This is a genomic window from Desulfoluna sp. HI9BLuna (assembly GCF_056829775.1).
On the sequence record NZ_CP186555.1, the window covers coordinates 4,616,013 to 4,637,748 of the forward strand.

Consider the following 21,736-nt stretch of genomic DNA (forward strand, 5'->3'; position numbering starts at 1 on the left):
TCACTATCACCCCCTACCAATGAATTGTGATGGGATGTAGAGTGACGTTAAATTTCGAATACTTACTGCCATCCCCAGAGTTGAAAAGGGCTGACCTCTTGCTACTTAAGCTGTTTTTTTCAGTTCACTTGGATTTATCCCAAACAGCCTTTTAAATTCTCTGCTGAATTGCGACTGGCTTCCATACCCTGAATCAAAAGCTGCGTCACTCGCGCTTTTCCCTTCAAGAAGCAGGCCATGGGCATTATGCAGCCTTATTTTTTTTATAAACTGCATAGGTGATAATGACGTGGCTCTCTTAAATTGCTCATGGAGTCCAGAAGTGCTCATTCCTGCATACGTTGCGATCTGTTTTATGTCTATCGGTTCCTTAAAGTGGCTCTGGATAAAATTGATTATTGGAACAATTTTATGTGCCCTGGCATGACTTAAAGCACTGTTTCGAAGCAAATAGCCGCGCTCCCCCTTAAGAATGTAATAATAGACCTCCCTGAGTAACCCCCTTCCAAGGACCTTTGTTTTTTCAGGGTCGCCAACAATGTTGAGCAGCCTTGCAAGGCTTTCTTTAACATCATTGTCTAAAGCTGAAGAGGTAATGATCAGGTCCGTTTTATTGTGTTCCGGCCAGAGGCTGAATTCATCCATCTCCAGGAGTAGGTCGTTTATAATGATTTGGTCGATATGTATGATTACACCGAAATAGGGCCTTTCAGGGGATGCGGCAATCAGCTCCGATTCAAGCGGGATTTTTGCCGTTCCAATCAAATAATTATTTTCGTCATAGACAATGTCTTTTTTACCTATGAACAAGCTTTTGCTTCCCTGAACGATGAAACAGATCGCAGGAATAGAGACTGAGGCCGTTCTTCCGGAGGGTTTCTCCATACGAAAAAGTTCAAGTCCATCGATCCCCGTCTTGGTCAGCCCCTCATTTAGAGACAGTTCGGATACGATTGATTTTAAGTCCATCACCATCACCTTCTATCCAATGATTAAATCGCCACGCCGTTTTGAAAATAGAAAAATTTTATATTTTGGAGTTTTGTGCAAACAATACAGATGAATCATATATGAATCCACATCACATGTCTTTATTATTCAAATCAAACATCAAATTTCACCGAGGAGTTTACCGATTTGAATAAAAAAAGATCAACACTATTTATCTTGTGGTTCCTGCTTTTCACCCCTTCATATGTGTTGGCAAAAGACAAACAAACCTACAAACGAGGTTCCCAAATGAAACACGCAATCCATGCTGGAATAAATAATGTTACATTCAAAAGCCAGGGACACACCCTTGCTGGGCTTATATTCGCACCTGAACATTTTGACGAAACCAAAAAATACCCAACCGTTATTTTTACAGGCCCCTTCAACCAGATTAAGGAGCAGACGGGTTCCGTATACGGAAGAAAGTTGGCTGAGAAGGGATACATAACCCTTGTTTTTGACCACCTGGGTTATGGTGACAGCGAGGGTGAGATTAGAAACTATGAGAATGCTGCATGGAAAATGGAAGGCGTTCGAGACGGTATCAGCTACCTTGGAACCCTACCTTTTGTCGACCGTGAAAATTTATATGGCCTTGGTGTTTGCGCCGGAGGCGGATACATGGCCATTGTTGCAACGACCGATAAGCGCCTCAAGGCCATTGCATCGATTAGCGGCATGATGGACAACACCATGAGTTACTTCGGCGTGATGACAAAAGAGCAAATACTGCCCATTTTCAAGCAGGCAAATGCTGCAAGGCAGCGAATGTATGAAACAGGTGAGGTTGAATACGCCGATATCTTGGGCCTGGAGTCCCTTGACCTTGAAAACCTCGGTAAAGAGTCAGCCATGTATGAAGGGTATGACTATTACATGACAAAAAGGGCCGGTGCCGAAACCTACCCGAACTATACCCACAAAAGCCTCGCGAATTTACTGGAGAGCGCCCCCCTTACAAGCGCAACGGCACTTGCTCCTTACCTTTATACCCCTTATATCGGGATTTACGGAGAAAAAGCAATGCAAGACACAGCCCCTTTAACCATTAACTTTTATGAGAGATGCAGTGAACCCAAAGCGTTGTATGAGGTCAAAGGCGCAAGTCATGTAAGCCTCTATGATATTGACACAGATGTTCAGCGGGCTGTTGACAAAATGGTCGAGTTTTTCAAAAAGCACAGCTGATTTTTTCTTAACCCGGCGGGTAGGCACATGATTGTGGTGCAACTGTTTCAAGGCAAGACAGCTGTCAGTTCCTCATCATGTTTTTAAACGTATCTATGTGCCGGGGTCACCTGGAGAAAGGCCCTGTTTAGGTATTAGGTAAACAGGGCCTGACTGGTAAAAAAACAATGCGTATCACAGATATAAAAAGACAAATTCAGCTTTTACCCCCCGATTTGAGTAGTGAAAAATCGCTCATGACTGCCTTCAAAAACAGGCGGTCCACAAGGGGCTTTTCCGAGAAGGCGATCCCGTTGCAAACCATTTCAGATATTGCTTGGATCGCATGCGGTATCAACAGAGAAGACGGAAAAAGGACGGTTCCGTTACTTTGGGATAACCTTCTTTTGTATTTCGCCATGGAACGTGGCGTCTATTTATTTGACCCGAAAAAGAACATCCTGAATGAGGTGATTGATGAGGACATCAGAAGTCGCATACCAGACCAGAACTTTGCGAAAAAAGAACCTGTTATCCTCTTGTTGGGCCTTGATGACTCTGACTTGAGCCAAATGACGGAGGCTGTTTTAACCGACGGCGGGGGAGTCACACTGTATTCCGGGATGCAGATTGCTTATGCATCCCAAAGTATTTATCTTTACGCTGCTGCCAACAACCTCAATACGGTCGCATTGGGCTGGTTTGATCAGGTTTTTTTAAAAGAAAAACTTGAGTCCTCAGAAAAAACCAATTTCTTTTTGGCCCATCCCATCGGATACAACGAATAAACACATACGGTACGTCGACTGTGGGCGCGAAAAAATAAAGGGCTTGTGGTGACCATCGAGCTCAAGCTTGTCTCCGGCTGCCTTGCCGGAGGCAAGGCGTCTCTTTACCCCTGTATACCCTCTCCATACTCCATAAAAAGAGCCTGTCTCCAATATTTCTGTTTTTACATGTTCTAGTGTTTTTAAAAATTTGGTGTTTAAGAGCCTTCGGTTTGGCAGAGGTAGCATCGAAAGTCGGTAGCCACGCGTAACGTTATTTTGGTACGGGAGCCGAATCCCGGGCTTCGCGATTTCGGTGAGATTGAGTGCGCGTATGGCAATGGGAATCCAGGGTGGAGTCTCACGGGCAAAGCCCGTAAGGGAATGCTTCGAACCCGAGGAACGAGGGCACGAAGCATTCCCGAAACTGTTAGGCTCCGTAGCTGTGCAAGCCGGGAAGCAGGTTCACGCCGAAGTAGGTGAACATGACGGCGGCAAACCCGATGATGGAGAGGACGGCTGTTTTTTTGCCGCTCCAGCCGCGGACCAGGCGCACATGGATGAGGGAGGCGTAGATGAACCAGGTGATGAGGGACCAGGTCTCCTTGGGGTCCCAGCCCCAGTAACGGCCCCAGGCGGAGTTGGCCCATACCGCGCCGGTGATGATGCCGATGGACAGGAAGAGAAAGCCCAGGAGGATCATCTGGTGGGAGGCCTCGTCGATGTCGAAGGAAGCCTCCTCGGACCGGGCCGCGTCGGGGCGGAATAGGAAGAGAAGGCTCAGGGCAAAGGAGAGGGCAAAGGCGGCATAGCCCACAAAGCAGGTCATGACGTGGGCGCTGAGCCAGTTGCTCTTCAGGGCGGGCATCAGGGGGCGGATCTGGGATCCCACGCTGGGGGAGAGGGAGGCGTAGGCCAGGGCCAGAAAGGAGAAGGTGAGGGCAAAACCGCCTGCGATGCGGATGTTCATGAGCCGTTCCAGCACCAGGTAGAGGGCGGCGATGGCCAGGCCGTAAAAGACAAGGGACTCATAGAGGTTGGACAACGGGATGCGCCCGATGCCCAGGGCGTAGGACTCGGACCACCGCAGCAGGAATCCCGCCGTGTTGATCCCAAGGCCCACGGCTGCCGTGGCCGTGGCAGGCAGGTTCAGCTTGGTTGACTTGAAAATCCACGCACAGAAATAAAGCAGGCCGGACAGGCCGTAGACAAAGGTTGCGATGGATATGAGCAGGGAGCTTGTCATCTCTGTTCTCCGAATCTGTTAAGTGTCATACATGATCACCCCATGCGCCAAGGCAAGGGGTGATCTTAATCGTGTTATCCCAGTCTGTTCAGAAGCTGCCGGGCGTAGCGTGTGGCCCACACCTTGTTTTTCGGGGCTGCCCCCGAGACGGTGACGGTGCTGCCCAGGGCTGCCGGCGTAAGGGTCACGCGGATCTTTTTATGGCCAGTGAAAAAGGCCACGAAACAGCCTGCGATCATGAGGATAAAACCGGTGTAGACCAGGGCCACGCCGGGGTCGTAGGTCACCTGAAGCCCGGTGTAGTAGGCATGCTCATGGTCTGCGATGGAGAGGATCCAGTCGCCCTTGCGCATTTTGTCGAAATTGGAGAAGCGGGAGAGGAGAACCACCTCTGTTTTTGAGCCGTTGTCTGTGAGGGTGCCGATGGCGGCCTCACCCACGGACCTGCCGTTGAAGGCGTGGTTGGATGCGTAGCGGTCGAAGGTGAATGTCTTGCCCGGGGCAAAGGTGACGGTCTCTCCGATGTCCACCGCCTTGGTTACGGTTTGACCGGTGGCTTTTTCCATAAAAGCAAAGGAGAAGTCCTTGGCCCCCATGGTGCCGTAGCTGGACTGGTAGAAGGTCACCCCGTTGTGGGTAAGGGGCTTGTTGACGATGATGTCCCGTGTGAGGACCTCCTTGTCATCTTCAAGAACCGTGAGGCTGGACCGGTACTCCTTGACGCTGCCCGTATCGTAATGGCTGATGCTGAAATTGTTGCAGCGCACGGAAAAGCCCAGGGGCTTTTTTTCGGTGCTGTTTCTGAGGATGATGGAATCGACGCTTTCGCCTTCGGGCACGTTGACCGCTCCGTCAAATCCGAAGAGGCTGCCCACAAGGGCCCCGGCCAGCAGCACAAGGATGCCCGCGTGGACCACGTCTGCCCCTATGCGGGTCCAGCGGCCCTTTTCCGCGTCAATGGCAACCCCATTTGGGAGGGTGACCTTCCGGGTGCTTGCAAACCGGGTGGAGAGGGCCGTTTGGACGGTCTCTTCCAGGGCCTCGGGGGATTTGGGGCTTGTGCCTTCGGCCAGTGCCGGAAGAGAGGAAAAGCCTTTGAATCCTTTGCCGAAGGAGAGTTTTATCGTGGTCCGGAACCGGGTTACCGTGCAGACCAGAATATTTAAGGTCAAAAGGATAATAAGCAGGACAAACCACCAGGAACCATACATGTCCGTCAAATCCAGGATGTGAAAAATCCGGTAGAGGGGTTCTCCAAAGGCCTGGATGTAGTCGGCGGCGTGTTTGTTCTGGGGAATCAGGGTGCCCAGGACCGAGGTGGCCGCCAGCACGAGCAGCAGGGCCACGGTCAGCCGTACCGATTTGAAATGATCCGTCACTGACGTGAGGATGCTCTGGGGTGCGCGCATCAGTTTGTCCCTTTTTGGTCGTGGCCCTCTTTAAAGTGGGCGATGAGTTCATCAATGGACTGGTTGCCCGCCATGGCCAGGGGGTTGATTTCGCGCAAGGCTTCCCAGGTGGCGATGGCCTCGTCGCGTCTGTTCAAGTCGTAGACCAGGACGATTCCTTTGTTGAGGTAGGCGTTTTCAAGGGTTTTGTCCGCGGCAATGGCGGCGTCAAAGGACTGAACAGCTTTTTCCGGCTGTTTGTTCCTTCGGTACATGATGCCCAGGTCGGTGAGGACGTGGGGATTACCCGGGGTAAGGGCAAGGGCGCGGTTGTACGCGTCGATGGACTTGGCGTACTGGTCCGTGTCAAAGTAGGTGTTGCCCAGGCGGATAAGCAGGTCTGCGTTGTCCGGGTTCTCGGCAAGCTGTTGCTCTAAAGCCTCGGCCATCTTTGCCAGCTTGGCGTTGCCCTGGGGCGCTGTGGTGGCGTAACCCGGGTCTTTCATTTTCCAGGCCGATAAGGCAACCCCTGCGAAAAAACCGATGGCAAGGGCCAGAATGAGAAGAAGAGGCGAGGTGCGGGTGACGACCTTGCCTTCTGGTCTGTCAAGTTTATCCGTCATGGGATACGTTCCTGTTTTTTGGGTCCGGGATACGGGTGTCTGTAAGGTGGTACGACCGAGACGGAACGGATACCTGTGTTGATGCGTCACCTGAGTATGATGTTCTTGAATGTGTCAATTCCATCGCGTTAGCCGTGTTCCGTCTCGACCGCGTTCGTACCATAGCGAAGTCGTGTTGCCGAAACCTTTCCGGGACATTACAATGCTGAAAGGAACCCCCGCCCCGTTGACAGGGGAAGGGGGCTTTTTTAGGGTACGCAGAAAGAAGGGCTTTTTTAGATAACCTCACGTCGGGGATGTACATGCGGATACTCATCATTGAAGATGACAAAGAGATTGCAGGCTTTATCGCCAAGGGATTCAGGCAGGAGGGCTTTGCCGTGGACACGGCCCATCGGGGGGACGACGGCCTGGTACTTGCCCTGGAGGAGTCTTACGATGCGGCTGTCATCGACATCATGCTGCCCGGATGCAACGGCCTGGAGATCATCGAGGCAATGCGGGAAAAGCGGGTCAACACCCCGGTGCTCATCTTGAGCGCCAAGCGTTCCGTGGACGATAGGGTGCGTGGCATCCAGCGCGGCGGGGACGACTACATGGTCAAGCCTTTTGCCTTTTCAGAGCTTTTGGTGCGGATCCAGGCCCTGATCCGGCGTTCCGGAGGGGTGGCCGAGGCCTCCACCCTCACCGTGGGGGACCTGTTCATGGACCTGTTGAAACGGGGGGTAAAGCGCGGGAACACCGTGCTGGAGCTTCAGCCCAGGGAGTTCTCTCTTCTGGAATACCTCATGCGAAACGCAGAGAGGCCCGTCTCCAAGACCATGATCTTGGAGCATGTGTGGGACCTTCATTTTGACCCCCAGACCAATGTGGTGGATGTGCTGGTCTGCCGCCTGAGAAACAAAGTGGACAAAGCCTTTGACGCCAAGATGATCCACACCATCCGAGGGGTGGGCTATGTCCTTAAAGCGCCTGCGTAACATCACCCGTACCCTGGGGTTCCGCGTGGGGGCCTGGTATTCGGCGATCTTTATCGGAAGCTCAGCTTTGATGTTTATCCTGGCTTACCTCTTTCTCGGGGCCACCCTCAGATCCCAGGATTACGAGGAGATCCGCCTGGAGCTCCGGGAGGTGCAGACCCTCTACGACATCGGCGGTGTTTCCGCCCTCAACCGGTACGTGGACCAGCTCGGAAGCGAGCGCAGGTCACGTCCTCTGTTTATCCGTGTGGCGGATCGGGACAACCACACCCGGCATATCTTCTCCCAGGGCAGCTGGGAAGATTTCGACCTCACCCTTCTTTCCCACGGCTGCCGTGATTGCCAGGGCTGGCAGACCCTCTCCTGCCGAAAGGGAACCTACGTGCTGGACGTGCTCTCCGGCCCCTTGACCAAAAGGGGCAACCGCGTGCAGGTGGGCATGAGCAGTCAGCGCCGTCAGGAGATCCTCAGCCAGTTCCGCCGAATCTTTCTTGTGGTGATGATTCCCCTTTTTGCCCTGGGGCTCGGTGGCGGACTCTTTCTTTCACGCCGGACCCTTCGGCCCATCCGCGATATCATCAAAACGGTCCGATCCATCGACGCCGGGACCATGGAAGCCCGGGTCCCGCGCACCCGCACCGGTGACGAACTTGACGAACTGGCCGGGCTCTTCAACAGCATGCTGGACAGCATCCACGGGCTTATCATCCGCATGGAGAACTCCCTGGACGACGTGGCCCATGATCTCAGGACCCCCATGACGCGCCTGCGCAATGTCTCGGAGATGGCCTTGCGGGAAGGGGATGACCCCGAGCTTCTCCGTCAGGCCCTTGAAAAGGGCATCGAAGAGTCCGACCGTATCCTGAGCCTTCTCACCACCCTCATGGACGTCTCCGAAGCCGAGACAGGCATGCTCCGCATCACTCCCCGTGAAACCGATCTCACCGAGCTTATCGAGACCATCGTGGAGATGTACCGGTTCGTGGCCGAAGAAAAGACCGTGGAAATCGACGCCACCATCGAACAGGGACTTGTGGCCTCTGTGGACCCCCATCGCCTGAGTCAGGCCCTTGCCAATATCCTGGATAATGCCGTCAAGTTCACCCCCGAAGGCAAGAGCGTTGGCATCACCGCCCGAAGGGACGCCGATACCGTGCGCATCGACATCCTCGACGCCGGACCCGGCATCCCCCCCGAAGACATCCCCCGGATCTGGGACCGCCTCTTCCGCGGAGACAGAAGCCGTTCGGAAAAAGGCCTGGGGCTTGGGCTCAGCCTGGTCAGGGGCATTGTGGCCGCCCACCACGGCGAGATCCATGTGGAGAGCCGGGAGGGCGAAGGGGCAAAATTTACCGTGGTTCTTCATCCATAAACATCATGGGTGTTGCCTCGCAGGGCGCGCCGTGTGTACCGTTAACTTCTCTAAAAAGTGGATTGGTTGTGGTCGCTCGGGGTGGTGTGGGCTGCGGCCAAAGCCCTTGGCCTCGCGTAACGTTTGCGGTGCGGGAGCCGCACCCTACGCTTCGCCGACCGGGCGGTGTTGGAAAGGCCGTGGAAAACGTTTTCATGCCATGGCGGCAAAAGGCCGATGCCTCGCAGGGCGCGCCGAGCGCACCGTCAATTGCCCTAAAAGGTTGATTGTTTAAGGTAGGACGGGATGGTGTGGGCTGCGGCCAAAGCCGTTGGCCTCACGTAACGTTTGCGGTGCGGGGGCCGCACCCTACGCTTCGCCGTCCGGGCGGTGTTGGGAAGGCTGTGGAAATCGTTTTCATGCCATGGCGGCAAAAGGCCGATGCCTCGTAGATACTGTCAAAGTCACGCATTATGTAGTGAATGGTCAAAAGGCGTTTGTTTTTTTAAAACACCAAATGCAACATGGATTAACTTTCTCATCATAGCAGTGATGATTACCTTTGGTGCCTTGCCAGATGCAAGGAGTCGCTCTTTGAATCGGCCACCCCACTCTGTTCTGTAAATGGTAACCATTGCAGGCATATATAAGGCTTTTCTAATTGATTTATGGCCAACTTTCGAAATCCGTTGCTTCATCTTAACACTGGAACCAGATTCATGGTGACGTGGGTCTAACCCAACAAAAGCAGCAACTTGGCGAGCTGTTTTGAAGTTGTGTGCACCAGCAAGAATGGAGAGGAGAACAGGCACTGTGACTTTCCCAAGTCCCGGTATTGAATCCAAAAGGTCTTTTTTTGCCTTGAGATCTGGATCATCATCAATGACCTGTTTTATTTTCTTTTCAATCTCTTTAAGCTCAGTCTTGAGATGGAGAATAACAGACTCAATGCTGCTTTTTACGGCATCGTTAGCAACATGCAATCGGTTGTTTTCCTGTGAGATCATAGAGATAAGGGCCTCACGCCTTGCAATGAGAGCACGTACTTTTTTGACGGAAAGGGAGGAGGCGTCCATAATGCTGGGTTTTGATTGGCGCAAAACTCGGCAATAATTCGAGAATCCACAGCATCAGTCTTTGTCCGAATCAACATTGAAGTTGCATATGATTTAATTTGCAACGGATTCATGACAGAGACAGGATGCCCCTTCTGGTGTAGGTAATCAGCAAGATCCTCCCAGTAAACGCCGGTGGCCTCCATGCAAACATGTGGCAATGGCTCAGATTTTTGACGAGCTATCCATGTGCTGAGTTGTTTGAAACCACTGGCATCATTTTTGACAACTTTACTTCGAAATTTACCGTTGGAAAGGCGTAGGGCAACATCCAACTTGGCCTTGGAAACGTCAATACCTATAGCTGTTTTCAAAGAATCCTCCCTGCGTGATCAACCTTGTGAGTGCGGGCTGTCGGTTATACCGAGCCAAAGATACTGTTCGATCTTTCGCTGGAGAAGAAAATCGCTGCATAATCTACGTCACGGGCTTGTGCCCAAGGGTGCGCACGGCATGCGATTTTCTGGATTATTACCGAGTTAAATGTGGCACGACATACATTGCCATAAGTTGCTTGGGGGCCTGGCTGCACCGGAGGTGCTCAGCGTCACCCCATGGTGCCAACTCCAGTCGCCCTTCGGGCTCCTTTCGTTGGCACCATGGGGTGACGCTGAAAGGCCCTGGCCGAATTGCCTCTGAAGCATAGAATGACATAAACGCTAACACAAGGGTGCGCCGTGCGCACCGCCAATTGCCCGAAAAGGTTGATTGTTTAAGGTAGGGCGGGATGGTGTGGGCTGCGGCTGCGGCCAAAGCCGTTGGCCTCACGTAACGTTTGCGGTGCGGGAGCCGCACCCTACGCTTCGCCGGCCGGGCGGTGTTGGGAAGGCTGTGGAAATTGTTTTTATGCCATGACGGCCAAAGGCCGATGCCTCGCAGGGTGCGCCGTGCGCACCGCCAATTGCCCTAAAAGGTTGATTGTTTAAGGTAGGACGGGATGATGTGGGCTGCGGCCGAAGCCGTTGGCCTCGCGTAACGTTTGCGGTGCGGGAGCCGCACCCTACGCTTCGCCGTCCGGGCGGTGTTGGGAAGGCTGTGGAAATCGTTTTCATGCCATGACGGCCAAAGGCCGATGCCTCGTAGGGTGCGCCGTGCGCACCGTCAACTCCCCAAAAAAGTGGATTGGTTAAGGCCGTTCGGGATGATGTGGGCTTGCGGCCAAAGCCGTTGGTCGCGCGTAACGCTTGCGGGACGGGGGCCGCACCTACGCTTCGCGAGCCCGGCGTTTTATATATGTAGGCGCGCATTTACCCCTTTGGCTTTGCCCGCTCCATGAGGAGAAGGGTCTCCTGGTTTCGCTCTTTGTTGGTGAATTCGTAGGAGGCGATGCGGAATTCGTCGTAGGGGACGGCTGCGGCCCAGGCTTTGAGCTCTTTCTGTTCAACCTGTCCCTGGGGGTGTCCTCCGTAGATGGCTATGGAGATGACGCCCCGCCTGTGGAGAAGGTCCATGGCGGTGCGGATGGCGGTAAGGGAGGTCTCGACCTGGGTGGTGACGGGTGAGTCGCTTGCCGGCAGGTAGCCCAGGTTGAAGCTTACGGCCTTGATCATGCCGTGGGTGTCGGTGGGAAGGAGGTCTGCCATGGTCTCGTGTCCGGCGTGGAAGAGGGTGACCCTGTCCATGAGGTCGGCTTTGGTGAGGTTTTCCGTTGCTCTGTCCAGGGCTTCTTGCTGGACGTCAAAGCCATAAACACGGCCCTTTGGACCCACGGAGCGGGCAAGGAAACCGGTGTCGTAACCCGCTCCCACGGTGGCGTCCACAGCGATGTCGCCGGGGCTGAGAAAACGTTGCATGGTCTGTTGGGCGATATGGACAATGCCTTGAAGGGACATGGGACTCTCCGGACTGGTGGTATATCAAGGGGGGCAGGCTCCTAAAAAAAGAGCTGATCCACCCACACATTCTGACTGCTGGGTTGGGCTTATCACGGGCTGGCGGCACAGTAAACCATGAAGGCGCATTCCATTCGGATGCGCCTTTTTAACTGTTCAGGTGCTTACGGCGGGTCGCTTTTTTAAAAAAGCTCCGCAAAAACGTTTCGATTACATGCCCGATACGTTCACAAGACCTGTTTGTCAAACTTTTTAAAAGTTTGGCCCCCGGCAGGGCCGCCGGAGGCTTTTTTTGCTTACCCTTTTGTATCTATCCATCGTGCCACGGCATCGGCCACATTCAGGCCGTCCATGGCCGCGGAGACAATGCCGCCCGCGTACCCGGCCCCTTCGCCGGTGGGGAACAGGCCCGGGGTGTCCGGGTGCATGAAGCTCCCTTTGTCCCTGGGGATGCGCACCGGGGAGCTGGTGCGGGACTCCACGGCGATGAGGGTGGCGTCCGGGTGAGCAAAGCCTCTGTACTTTTTCCCGAAGGTCTGAAGGCCTTGGGCGAGGCTCTCTGCCACAAAGGGGGGCAGGAGCCCGTGAAGGTCCGCCGGGTAGAGGCCGGGGATGTAGGATGATGCCTTTAAGGTTTTCGAGGGGCGCTTTTCAAGGAAATCCTCCAGCCGTTGTGCCGGAGCTTTCTGTGTGATGCCGTCTCCGGCGTTGAAGACTTTTTTCTCCACCGCCTCCTGGAACTCAAGGGCGGCCAGGGGATTGGCCACGGTGTCTTCCCCGAGGTCGTCCAGTCGCACCTCGGCCACGAGACCGGCGTTGGCGTACTCTGCGCTTCGGTAGGAGAGGCTCATGCCGTTTAAGACCAGCTCGCCGGGGGCGGTGGCCGCAGGCACCACAAAGCCACCGGGGCACATGCAAAAAGAGAACACACCCCGGCCGTTGGCCTGGCAGGCGATACGGTAGCTTGCCGCAGGCAGGTTGGGGTGGCGGGTTTCCGTGCCGTAGAAAATGTTGTCGATGAGGGCCTGGGGATGTTCGATACGAACACCCATGGCAAAGGGCTTGGCCTCAACCCGGATGTGTTGGGCGTGGAGCTGTCGGTAGATGTCCCGTGCCGAATGGCCGGTGGCAAGGACCACGGCGTCGGCGGTGAGGCTCTGACCGTTTACCAGGCCAACCCCTGTCATGCGCCCTTGGTCCACCGTAAAGGAGGTGACGTGGGATTCAAAGCGAATCTCGCCCCCGGCGCTTAGGATGCTCTCCCGCATGGTCCGGACAATCTTGGGCAGGACGTTGGAACCCAGGTGGGGATGTGCATCCACTCGGATGGATTCGGAGGCCCCGTGGTCAATGAACAGGTCCAAAACGCGGCCCACGTCCCCCCGTTTGCTGGAGCGGGTGTAGAGCTTGCCGTCGGAGTAGGTGCCTGCCCCGCCTTCCCCGAAACAGTAGTTGGAGTGGGGATCGACGTGGCCTTCGGAGTAGATTTTTTTGAGGTCGAAGCGCCGTGAGCGGACATCTTTTCCCCGGTCCAGCACCACCGGGCGGATGCCCAGCTCAAGCAAGCGAAGGGCTGCAAAATACCCGGCAGGCCCTGCTCCCACCACGATGACCTCTTTGCCGGTGGGGGCACAAGGGGCAAAAGGGCGAAGCGAGGGCTCGGCAAGGGGGCCTTCTCCTGCCTCGGCGCGGACGGAAAACCGGGGCGTGCGCCCCCTGCCATCAATGGAGCGTTTCAACACCCGGTAGCAGAATGTTTTTTCATTGCACGGCCCGTAGGCTTCCATGAGCTTTTTTTTGACGGCCTCGGGGCTGTCGATTTCGTCCGGCGTGAGGCGAATGTCGATGATTTTTGAATCCATGGGGCTCCATATGGTCAGCAGCGGGAAAAAGTTCTGTCCTGCCTGTCGCTTGGTTGAGTAAGAATCAATGGGGTTATCAGGGTTTTGGAACCGATTGTCAAGGGTGGGGTGAACGCATGTGTTTTTTGTCTTTTACGGTCAATTGAGGGTGAGAACATAAGCCCCCGGATTCACCATCGCCACCGGTCTTTATCCTCCAAGCCGACCACATTCGCTCAAGGGCTGGGCTTTTGTCTGTTCTGCGGCTGCCCGCTTGCTTAAAACAAAGGGGCATGCTTGTATGTCCCAAGTGTGCGTGTTTGCTTGATGAGCTGAACGGTTGCGAGGGATTCTTTCTTATGATGAGGCAAAAGATCACATGGGCGATGGCGATGGCGATGGCGGTGGGCATGGTGTGGCTGTTGGCGCTGACCGGATGTGCAGGGAAGTCTGCGACCTACCCTGAGGGGCACCCCTGTGCCGGAACGGGCCAGCCCCAGCCCACCTGGGTGCATGACGGCGGTACCCTTGACGGGACCTTCGTGGGGATAGGGAAGTCAGGACCCATGGAGGGCAATTTTTTTCTGCAGAAGATGAGTGCGCGGCAGATGGCCCTGGTGAACCTGCTCGATCAGGTCCAGGTGACGGTGGAGAGCAGCATGGAGCTCATGGAGAGTCAGGCGCAAACCACGGGCGGAGACCTGTCGGCCACCCGTCTTGCCACCCGTCGTCTTCGGGTGGCTTCCTCCCTAACCATGAACGACGTGACCTTCGCCGGAAGTTACATGGATCCTTCTTCCTGTACCTTGTGGGTGCGCTACACGATCCGGCGGGACACGGCGGAGAACCTGGTGGCATTGAAGCAGGCCAAGGCCCTTCACCAGATGACCTATGACGAAGAGGCAGCCACACCGGCCCAGAAGCTTCGCTGGATCACCGACGCCCAGGCCAGGCTCCATGACGTCGATTTCACCGTGTTGCCCAAAGATGCTGGCAACAGCAACCATCTCACCTCCCTTTTTGCGGCACGAAAAACCGAGCTGGAGCAGTACGTGAACCCGGGCATGGTCTGGATGCTCTCGGCCCCGGAGCCGCTCCGTTCCACCCTTGCCCCCCGTATTTCCAGCCTTGCCGAAGCCCACGGCGCTGTTTTTGTGGGTGCGCCCTGCCATGAAGTCCATGCATGCCTGGGCCAGGCCCGGGAGTATGCCGGGGACAGGCTCCTTTTAATTAAGGCCGCGTCCCGGATGCGCTCCGGAACCCTCGGGATGCTCCAGGGAACCCTGCGCCTGGGGTGCACGCGTTTTGATGTCGGCACCGGTGCCCTTGTGGCCGCCCACACAACCAAAGGGAATGTGTTTGGCTTTCATGGCAAGGTGTTGGATTGGGCTGGCCTTGTGGAGAGGCTCCTTGATGACGAGGATATGGAGAATGTTGTGAAATAGCCGTGCTTTGCCCCCAGACGATATGATACGCCATGATGATCACGAAGGACCGTTGTTTCGTAGGGGGCGCCGTGCGCACCGGAGAAGGTTACGAACACCGCCACCATCAACATAAACATTGGTTGTGATAAGACGAACGAGGTTGCGTATGCCCAATTACCGACGTGTATCAACCGCTGGCGCATCGTTTTTCTTTACGGTTGTTACCCACCACAGACAGCCCGTTCTCTGCGATGAGCCGGTACGGGTTGCCCTTCGGAACAGCATTGAGCGTGTCCGTGCCGTGGCCCGGTTTTCCATTGACGCGTGGGTGCTTTTGCCGGACCACCTCCATTGCATCTGGACGCTTCCCGAGGGTGACGCCGATTACAGCAGCCGGTGGTCCCGCATCAAGCGGCATGTGACGACCTCCTGCGGAGATCGGTTTTCCCGCGAAGGCTTTTCCACAGAGTCCCGCAAGGCCCGCCAGGAAGGTACCTTGTGGCAACGGCGATTTTGGGAACATCGGATCCGGGATGAACGCGATTTTGAAACGCACATGAATTACATCCATTACAACCCGGTAAAGCATGGGGTTGTTGAGCGGGTTGCGGACTGGCCGTGGTCTACATTTCATCGGCTTGTGGTCCATGGGGTCTACGATGGCGACTGGGGTGGGTGTGGGGAAGTCTCCGGCAATTTTGGGGAATGGTAGGCCACCGTGCGTGTTTAGGTACGTCCGATAAGCTGGTGGTTCCCGTTGCGTCAATCGGTGCGGGAGCCGCACCCTACGCTTCGCATCCCCGGTCGGTGGGGTAAGCCGTGAAGGTAACGAAGGCCCGGTGTTGCGTAGGGTGCGCCGTGCGCACCGAAGATTTTTGATAAGGAGACAAGGTATGATGATCACGATTCTCGCACCGGCAAAACGGATGGAGTCTGGCGCTCCGGCGTGGGCGGGTGAGGCGAAATCCTCTTTTTATGGGGAGATGACCCGGGAACTGGTTGATGCGTTGCGTGGCTATTCCGTGGACGAGATGAAATCGCTTATGAAGGTAAGCGACGGAATTGCCGAGAACACGGTGCAGCGGTTTCAGGGCTTTACCTTTGGTGCCGAAGGGACCCCGGCACTTTTTGCCTACCAGGGGGACGCCTATCAGGGGCTGGATGCCGAGAGCCTTTCTGCTGAAGATGTGGCCTGGGCCCAGGGGCAGCTGCGGATTCTCTCCGGCCTTTACGGGGCCCTTTCCCCCATGACCGGCGTGGAACCGTATCGCCTGGAGATGGGGCTCTCCCTCCCGGGATTCGGTGTGCTCTCCGGGTGGTGGAAACAGGTCATCACCGACCACCTTGCGGCGCTGATGACCTCGGGTGGGGCGTTGTTGAACCTTGCCTCCGGGGAGTACGCCAAGGCCGTGGACAAAAAGGCCATTGGTAAAAAGGGCCGGTTTGTGGACGTGGCGTTTAAAGAGAGGTCCGGAGAGACCCTTAAGGCCGTTGCCATCCACGCCAAACGGGCCAGGGGAGCCATGGCCCGGTGGATCATCGAAAACCGCATTGACGATGTGGCGGAGGTCAAGGGGTTTGATGGAAGCGGGTACCGGCTTGACCCGGGAATTTCAACGGAAAACAGTTTGGTGTTTGTGCGGAATGCTGGCTGCAAGGAGTGATGAGCACCGGTGATCATTTGAAAAACCGGCAGCCCGCGTTACGCCGGACGGTGCGGGAGCCGCACCCTACGCTTCGCGAGCCCGGTGGATGCCGGTTGGGCTGAAAGCAACGGTTCCCATGCCATGATGGTAGCGAAGGACCGGTGTTTCGTAGGGTGCGCCGTGCGCACCGATGGGCGCTCGAAAGGCCGGTATCGGTTGAGGTGACCCGAGGTGGCATGGGAAGCAACAGCCGGTGGCTCGCGTTATGTCTGGCGGTGCGGGAGCCGCACCCTGATATGTTTACCCCTCGGCTCGCTCCTCTTCCGCCGCAAAGATCGGGTGCTTGTGGGGGTAGCGATCATCGGTGACCACCAGCTGCACGGCTTCGTTGACGCCGGTGTGGACGAGGAGGGGGCCTGCAAGGTTGGCGGTGATCTCCTCGGGGCGGTCGCTGCTGGCGTTGATGATGGTGTAGAGGAAGAGCTCTTCGGGCTTTTCAACTGCCCAGGCCATGTCCCGGACGGCGGCATCCAGGTCGACGGTGTAGTCACCCATAAAGAGGAAGGGGTCCATGAGGGCGAAGGCCAGGTCGGGGTCGTCCACGCATTGAAAGGAGAGGATGGGGTCGATCTCTTCGTGGGAGAGGAGGATAAACCTCTCTTTTCCGGGGAAGCCGGGCATGCCTTTGGGCATGGAGATGATTTTTTCTTCCTCGATGTCAACGGAACCGAATTGCAGGGTAGGAATGATCAACGTGTTACTCCTTGTTTGAGTCGCCCTTCAGCGGTTGCTTGGGGGTTACCACTCTTCGTCTTCTTGCCGCGGGTTTGCCCGTGGGCACGTCTCCGCTCTTTATCATCGTTTTGTTTTTCAGCAGGGACGCCGCATGGACCAGGGTGTTCCTGTTTCGCTTGGCGGCCTGTAAGTTCTCTTCTTCAATGCGTTCCACCACCTCATCGCGCATGATGGACACGTCCTTGGGCGCTTCCACCCCGATGCGGACGTTTCCTTTGCCGATTTCCACCACGTGGATGATGATGTCGTCACCGATACGGACTTTTTCGCCCGGTTTTCGTGTCAGTATGAGCATCCGGTGTTTCCTAATCTTGGGTCTCGATCGTTTCCGTTATTTTAGGTAGTTCAACAGACTCGTGTTGAGGAGCCGTGAAGTCGAGGCCAGGGCCGATTCATACCCGAACTGCTTGAGCTTGAGATCGGAGATGGCCCGCACCACGTCGGTGTCTTCCAACTTGGAGCGGGTGGCGTCCTGGCTGATGTTGAGATCCTTGATAAGGTCGTGCCTCGTGTCCAGGCGACCGGCCCGTACCCCGGCTTCCGAGATGGAGCTCAGGATGTTGTTGTGGTCCGCGGCCAGCCGGGAGATGGACTGATGGAGTCCCTCTTTGTCGTTACTGTTCAGGGCGGCTCGGAGTTCGAACAGGGAGTTGAAGACACCCCATTGGACGCCCCGCCTGCTCACCAGGGGCTGGCGGGAGGGCTCGGTGGCGATGTCGTCGGTGGAAAATCCCATGAAGGCCCCCACGGACTGGTGCCGGTTTTCACCGGTGCGGAACAGGACGGAGACCCTGTCGAGCTTGGCCGGGTCCAGGCCCTCTTCTTCGGCGATGGTGAAGGTCTGTTCGGACTCGTTCCAGGAGACGCGGTAATCGGCCCCTTCTCCCCTGTCTGCCGAGGCCCGTTCCATGGCCATCTCCACGGCGTGGGCCAGGCCCTGGCGAGAGTAGGTACCCGGGTCCACCAGGGCGGTGAGGACGGTCTCTTCACCGACCGCTGCTCCGGCCCGTTTTTCGGTGAAATCGAGGCAGTTGTTGGTCTCGTCGATGGTGGCCGTGTCCGAGGAGAAGACCTCTTCCCCGGCAAAGCCCACCACCATGTCGGACTGTGGCCCGATCTTGACGCGAAAGGGGGTGGCGTTGCCACGGTAGGCGATGGTGTTGGGCGAGTCCTCGTTGTCCGCCCGGAAGGGCCGTGTGTCGCTTCGGGTCCCGGAGAAGATATACTGGCCGTCGATGCGGGTGTTGGACTGGTCCAGCACGCCTTTGATGAGGCCATCCACCTCCAGGGCCGCGGTCTGCAGGTCGTCGTGGTTGGCGATGCCGTTGACCATGGAAATGGCGATCTCCTTGGCCCTGTCGATCTTGTCCCGGACCCGCACCAGAGACTCCTCACTGGCCTCCAGCCACAGGGTTCCCACACCCACGTTTCGCTGGAGTTGAGAGAGGTCGCTCATGTTGGTCTTCAGGGCGGCCACACGGCTGGCATCCACGGGGGCGTCGGAGAGCTTTCTGATCCGCTTGCCCGAGGAGATCAGGGAGTTTTTGTCGAGCACCTCCCGGTTCTTCCGGCTGATCTGCTCTTTGGACTGGTTGTAGAGGGTCGAGGTTGCTACCCGCATGCATCACACTCATCACGAATGGGCCCTGCCGCCGGACGGAAGCTCGTCTCCCGTGTAAAGCCGCACAAGGCGAAGGAACTCTGGTTTAACCATATCAAGTACAGCTGGTATCGGCAAAGGGGGCCTGAAACCTAAGAGGTTGGGGAAAGCGGCATCTGTTTATTGGGTGCCTTGCCTATTCCCTATTTACCTATCACCTGATTCTCCTATCTCATATTCAACAACGTCTGCAGCATCTCATCGCTGGTGGTGATGAGTTTGGACGCCGCCTGGTAGGCCTGCTGGTGAGCGAGCATGCGCACCAGCTCTTCGTCAACGGAGACCCCGGAGACCGAATCCCGGATATCCGAGAGTTTTTCCACCATCATGCCCCCCATCTCCTTTTCTTTCCTGAAGCTTGATGCCCTTACCCCGATGGAGCCCAGCATGTCCCGGTAGAAGCCGTCCGGGGTGGTGGTGAGGCTTTCGGCCACGGCCCCGCGGTCCCGGGAGTAGGCGTAGTGGGGCATGGTGTTCTCCACGTGCTGCATGTCCGCCATGATCAGGGCGTTTTCGTTGTTGATCTTGCCGTAGTCCCCGGCTGCGGGCACAAAGGTCTCGGGCTCGGGGCGGAACCCGGTGAGTTCGGCCAGGGCAGGGGAACGGTCCCACCTCAGGGTGAGCTGCTGCAGGGGCGATCCGTCGTTTTCCGAGAACTCAAAGCGGTTTTCGTTCTCCACGTAGCGCACCTTGTAGGGGCTGCTTAAGTTCGATGCGGCGTTCATGGCCTCTTCCATGTCGTGGGCCAGGGTGTGGAGGTCCCCCCGGGAGGTGAGGATGCGCGGATCCACGGTGATGGCCTTGGGCACGTCGTCTTCTTCGAAGTAGAGGACGGCCGGTCCGCCCGTGGTGCCGATCTCAATGGGGCGCACCTCCGGGTTGGTGACGTGCAGGTTGCTGGAGATGGCGTCGGCCCCTGCGCCCCGAACCCGTGCCGCGGCGATGTTGGAGGGGTCTTTTACCAGCTCGGCGATGTCGATGGTGGCCGCGTCCTGGCCCTTGAAGAAGGTGTTGAGGCCCAGGGCCGCTGCCACGCCGCCGTCCCGGGCCGTGCTGTCCGAGAAGGCAAAGGCCACGCCGAAGTCGGGCCGAAGCTCGAAGTTGCCCGTGTGGCTGATAAAGGCCCTGAGGCCCACGCCCGCGTCCATGGCCTGGCGGTTGAACTGATCGGCCAGGGAATCGGTGGTCCAGTGCCAGGAGGACTTCTGTTCCGAGGTGGTGTTTCCGTCCAGATCCAGGGGCTGGCCTTCGGGGCCGGTCTTGATGACGAAGCTGTCCCCGTTCATGAGGGTGCCCTTGTCTATGGAAAGGGTCATGCCGTCCACGTCAAATCGGGCCTCTTCGGGCTCCTGGATGCGGATGGTGCCGATGCCGGTGCTGTTTTTCCACTCCAGGACCATGGGGTTGTCCCGGGAGACGTTTTCGATGGAGCCGCCCCCTTCGATGACCGTTAAGGTGTAGCGGTCTTCGGCGCAGCGGGCCCGGCCTTCGGGCACGCCCCGCAGCTCCACGGGGTTGGGGGCGCCGGTCTCCGAGGTGTTGAACTCAAAGACGTTGCCCGCCACCAGGCGCCCTTTGCCGATGTCAAAACCGATGCCCTCCACCGGGGGCGTGGTGGTGAAGCTGTTGGTATCGGTGACGGCAAACCGGCCCATGGCCACGGGGGTGTTGCCTTCCCCCAGGCGTTCCCACCGGAGGATGGGGTCGTCGGAGCCCGGGCCCACGGTGCCGCCCTGCTCCACGGTGATGCGGTAGCGGCTCATGGGCATGGCGCTTCCCGTAAAATTGGACGGGGTGGTGGTGGAGATACCGGTGTCCAGCTCCACGGCCGTTGCTGGATCGGGGCTGTTGAGTTTTTTTGTCCAGACCTTCATGCCCCCGTCGTAGTCGATGCGGTCGCCGTAGGCCAGGTTGTAAAGCTTGCCGCCGGACGGGGCCTCGGAGGAGGTCACGGCTGTCTCGTGGTAGCTTGTGCCCACGCCCTGGCTGTGGACCTTGTTGACGCGCCAGACCACCTCCTTGGCCAGGGCGTCCAGGTTCTGGTTCACCTCGGCTAAGATGTCGTCCTTTACCATGAGCCACCCCCCCAGCTTGCCGTGGGTGATGGCCCGGGAAACGTCCACGATGCCCCCGGCCGAGGTCTCCCAGCCCACGCTTCCCCGGTTGCTGGTGAGGTCGTAGGATCGGTTGCCCACCACCAGGGGGTAGCCGTTGCTCGTCATGATGGAGAGGTAGCCCGTGGGCTGCTCCACGGTGTTGACGTTGAGGAACTCGGAGAGCTCGGTGACGAGCTGGCCCCGCACGTCCCGCTGGTCGTTGGCCGGGCGGGTGGATTCGGTGATGAAGATCTCCGTGTTGAGCTTGGCGATCTTGCCCAGGATGGTGTTTACCCGATCCACGGCGGCGTCGATGTCCTGGCCGACGTTTGTCTCCAGGCGGGTGAGGTCGTTGGACAGGGTGTTGAACTGGCCGGCAAGGTTGGTGGCGGACTCCAGCAGCACGGAACGGGCCGAGGGGTCGTCCGGGTGGTTGGCCACCTCGTGCCACCCTTGCCAGAACTCGCTCATGAGGCTGCCCAGGTGGTGGTCCGAGTCCACGTTGAAGAGGGCCTCTAAGTTGTCGATGTAGACAATGGCCTCGTCGTAGGTGGCAAACTTGGACTTCTGGTCGGCCAGGCGCTCTTCCAGGCGCTGGTCGCAGTGACGGTTGACGTGCTCTAAGGTGGCGCCGGTGCCGAGCTGGGTGCTGCCGATGGTGTAAGGCCGGTTGGTGGTGATGGTTTCGGTCTGTCGGCTGTAGCCCGGGGTGTCCACGTTGGCGATGTTGTGGCCGTTGACCGACATGCCCCGTCCGGCGGTTGCCAAGGCACCCTTGGCGATATCCATGGTGATGCGAAAGCCCATGC

General features: G+C 57.0%; 17 protein-coding genes and 1 pseudogene. 7 read left to right on the forward strand and 11 right to left on the reverse strand.

Annotated elements, in window-relative coordinates:
- Nucleotides 1–105: 105 nt before the first annotated feature.
- The gene (locus ACOYW0_RS18900; protein WP_482415337.1) at nt 106–969 is read right to left on the reverse strand and encodes an AraC family transcriptional regulator N-terminal domain-containing protein; all 864 of its coding nucleotides are present in this window, start codon (nt 967–969) and stop codon (nt 106–108) included.
- A gap of 168 nt (nt 970–1,137) precedes the next feature.
- Between ACOYW0_RS18900 and ACOYW0_RS18905 the strand changes: the two genes are divergently transcribed.
- Both ACOYW0_RS18905 and ACOYW0_RS18910 read left to right on the forward strand, forming a co-directional pair.
- Complete coding sequence (locus ACOYW0_RS18905) at nt 1,138–2,181, forward strand: alpha/beta hydrolase (RefSeq protein ID WP_482415338.1); 1,044 nt, start codon at nt 1,138–1,140, stop codon at nt 2,179–2,181.
- Between the two features lie 167 nt (nt 2,182–2,348).
- On the forward strand, nt 2,349–2,948 hold the full coding sequence (locus ACOYW0_RS18910; protein ID WP_482415339.1) for a nitroreductase family protein: 600 nt from the start codon (nt 2,349–2,351) through the stop codon (nt 2,946–2,948).
- 409 nt (nt 2,949–3,357) lie between these two features.
- On the opposite strand, the gene ccsA is transcribed toward ACOYW0_RS18910, so the two are convergent.
- The 3 genes from ccsA to ACOYW0_RS18925 all read right to left on the reverse strand — a co-directional run bounded on the left by ccsA (nt 3,358) and on the right by ACOYW0_RS18925 (nt 6,184).
- Nucleotides 3,358–4,173, reverse strand: coding sequence for a cytochrome c biogenesis protein CcsA (gene ccsA / locus ACOYW0_RS18915; RefSeq protein ID WP_482415340.1), 816 nt, complete (start codon nt 4,171–4,173; stop codon nt 3,358–3,360).
- A 74-nt stretch (nt 4,174–4,247) separates the two neighbouring features.
- The gene (locus ACOYW0_RS18920; RefSeq protein WP_482415341.1) at nt 4,248–5,582 is read right to left on the reverse strand and encodes a cytochrome c biogenesis protein ResB; all 1,335 of its coding nucleotides are present in this window, start codon (nt 5,580–5,582) and stop codon (nt 4,248–4,250) included.
- Nucleotides 5,582–6,184, reverse strand: coding sequence for a tetratricopeptide repeat protein (locus ACOYW0_RS18925; RefSeq protein WP_482415342.1), 603 nt, complete (start codon nt 6,182–6,184; stop codon nt 5,582–5,584). Before ACOYW0_RS18925 ends, ACOYW0_RS18920 begins: the two co-directional genes overlap by 1 nt.
- Before the next feature lie 302 nt (nt 6,185–6,486).
- Between ACOYW0_RS18925 and ACOYW0_RS18930 the strand changes: the two genes are divergently transcribed.
- Both ACOYW0_RS18930 and ACOYW0_RS18935 read left to right on the forward strand, forming a co-directional pair.
- The gene (locus ACOYW0_RS18930) at nt 6,487–7,164 is read left to right on the forward strand and encodes a winged helix-turn-helix domain-containing protein (protein ID WP_482415343.1); all 678 of its coding nucleotides are present in this window, start codon (nt 6,487–6,489) and stop codon (nt 7,162–7,164) included.
- Nucleotides 7,142–8,536: a sensor histidine kinase gene (locus ACOYW0_RS18935; protein ID WP_482415344.1), complete on the forward strand. Its 1,395-nt coding sequence runs from the start codon at nt 7,142–7,144 to the stop codon at nt 8,534–8,536. Before ACOYW0_RS18930 ends, ACOYW0_RS18935 begins: the two co-directional genes overlap by 23 nt.
- A 443-nt stretch (nt 8,537–8,979) precedes the next feature.
- Here ACOYW0_RS18935 and ACOYW0_RS18940 read toward each other — a convergent pair.
- The 3 genes and pseudogenes from ACOYW0_RS18940 to ACOYW0_RS18950 all read right to left on the reverse strand — a co-directional run bounded on the left by ACOYW0_RS18940 (nt 8,980) and on the right by ACOYW0_RS18950 (nt 13,324).
- Nucleotides 8,980–9,944 (reverse strand): annotated as a pseudogene (locus tag ACOYW0_RS18940) (IS110 family RNA-guided transposase).
- A gap of 933 nt (nt 9,945–10,877) precedes the next feature.
- Entirely contained in the window at nt 10,878–11,462 is a 585-nt protein-coding gene (gene mnmM / locus ACOYW0_RS18945; RefSeq protein WP_482415345.1) for a tRNA 5-(aminomethyl)-2-thiouridylate-methyltransferase MnmM, read from the reverse strand.
- Between the two features lie 296 nt (nt 11,463–11,758).
- Nucleotides 11,759–13,324, reverse strand: a complete 1,566-nt coding sequence (locus ACOYW0_RS18950; RefSeq protein WP_482415346.1) for an NAD(P)/FAD-dependent oxidoreductase — start codon at nt 13,322–13,324, stop codon at nt 11,759–11,761.
- 371 nt (nt 13,325–13,695) lie between these two features.
- Between ACOYW0_RS18950 and ACOYW0_RS18955 the strand changes: the two genes are divergently transcribed.
- From ACOYW0_RS18955 to ACOYW0_RS18965, 3 genes are all read left to right on the forward strand, one after another.
- Nucleotides 13,696–14,748, forward strand: coding sequence for a hypothetical protein (locus ACOYW0_RS18955; protein WP_482415347.1), 1,053 nt, complete (start codon nt 13,696–13,698; stop codon nt 14,746–14,748).
- A 148-nt stretch (nt 14,749–14,896) separates the two neighbouring features.
- Entirely contained in the window at nt 14,897–15,442 is a 546-nt protein-coding gene (locus tag ACOYW0_RS18960) for an REP-associated tyrosine transposase (RefSeq protein ID WP_482415348.1), read from the forward strand.
- 181 nt (nt 15,443–15,623) lie between these two features.
- Nucleotides 15,624–16,394, forward strand: coding sequence for a YaaA family protein (locus tag ACOYW0_RS18965; RefSeq protein WP_482415349.1), 771 nt, complete (start codon nt 15,624–15,626; stop codon nt 16,392–16,394).
- Nucleotides 16,395–16,676: 282 nt separating this feature from the next.
- Here the strand turns inward: ACOYW0_RS18965 and fliW are convergent, their stop codons facing one another.
- The 4 genes from fliW to flgK form a co-directional block, all read right to left on the reverse strand.
- Nucleotides 16,677–17,129, reverse strand: a complete 453-nt coding sequence (gene fliW / locus ACOYW0_RS18970) for a flagellar assembly protein FliW (RefSeq protein ID WP_482415350.1) — start codon at nt 17,127–17,129, stop codon at nt 16,677–16,679.
- A gap of 4 nt (nt 17,130–17,133) precedes the next feature.
- On the reverse strand, nt 17,134–17,466 hold the full coding sequence (gene csrA, locus ACOYW0_RS18975) for a carbon storage regulator CsrA (RefSeq protein WP_482415351.1): 333 nt from the start codon (nt 17,464–17,466) through the stop codon (nt 17,134–17,136).
- Between the two features lie 36 nt (nt 17,467–17,502).
- On the reverse strand, nt 17,503–18,792 hold the full coding sequence (gene flgL / locus ACOYW0_RS18980; protein WP_482415352.1) for a flagellar hook-associated protein FlgL: 1,290 nt from the start codon (nt 18,790–18,792) through the stop codon (nt 17,503–17,505).
- A 206-nt stretch (nt 18,793–18,998) separates the two neighbouring features.
- Complete coding sequence (gene flgK, locus ACOYW0_RS18985) at nt 18,999–21,734, reverse strand: flagellar hook-associated protein FlgK (protein WP_482415353.1); 2,736 nt, start codon at nt 21,732–21,734, stop codon at nt 18,999–19,001.
- Between the last annotated feature and the right edge of the window lie 2 nt (nt 21,735–21,736).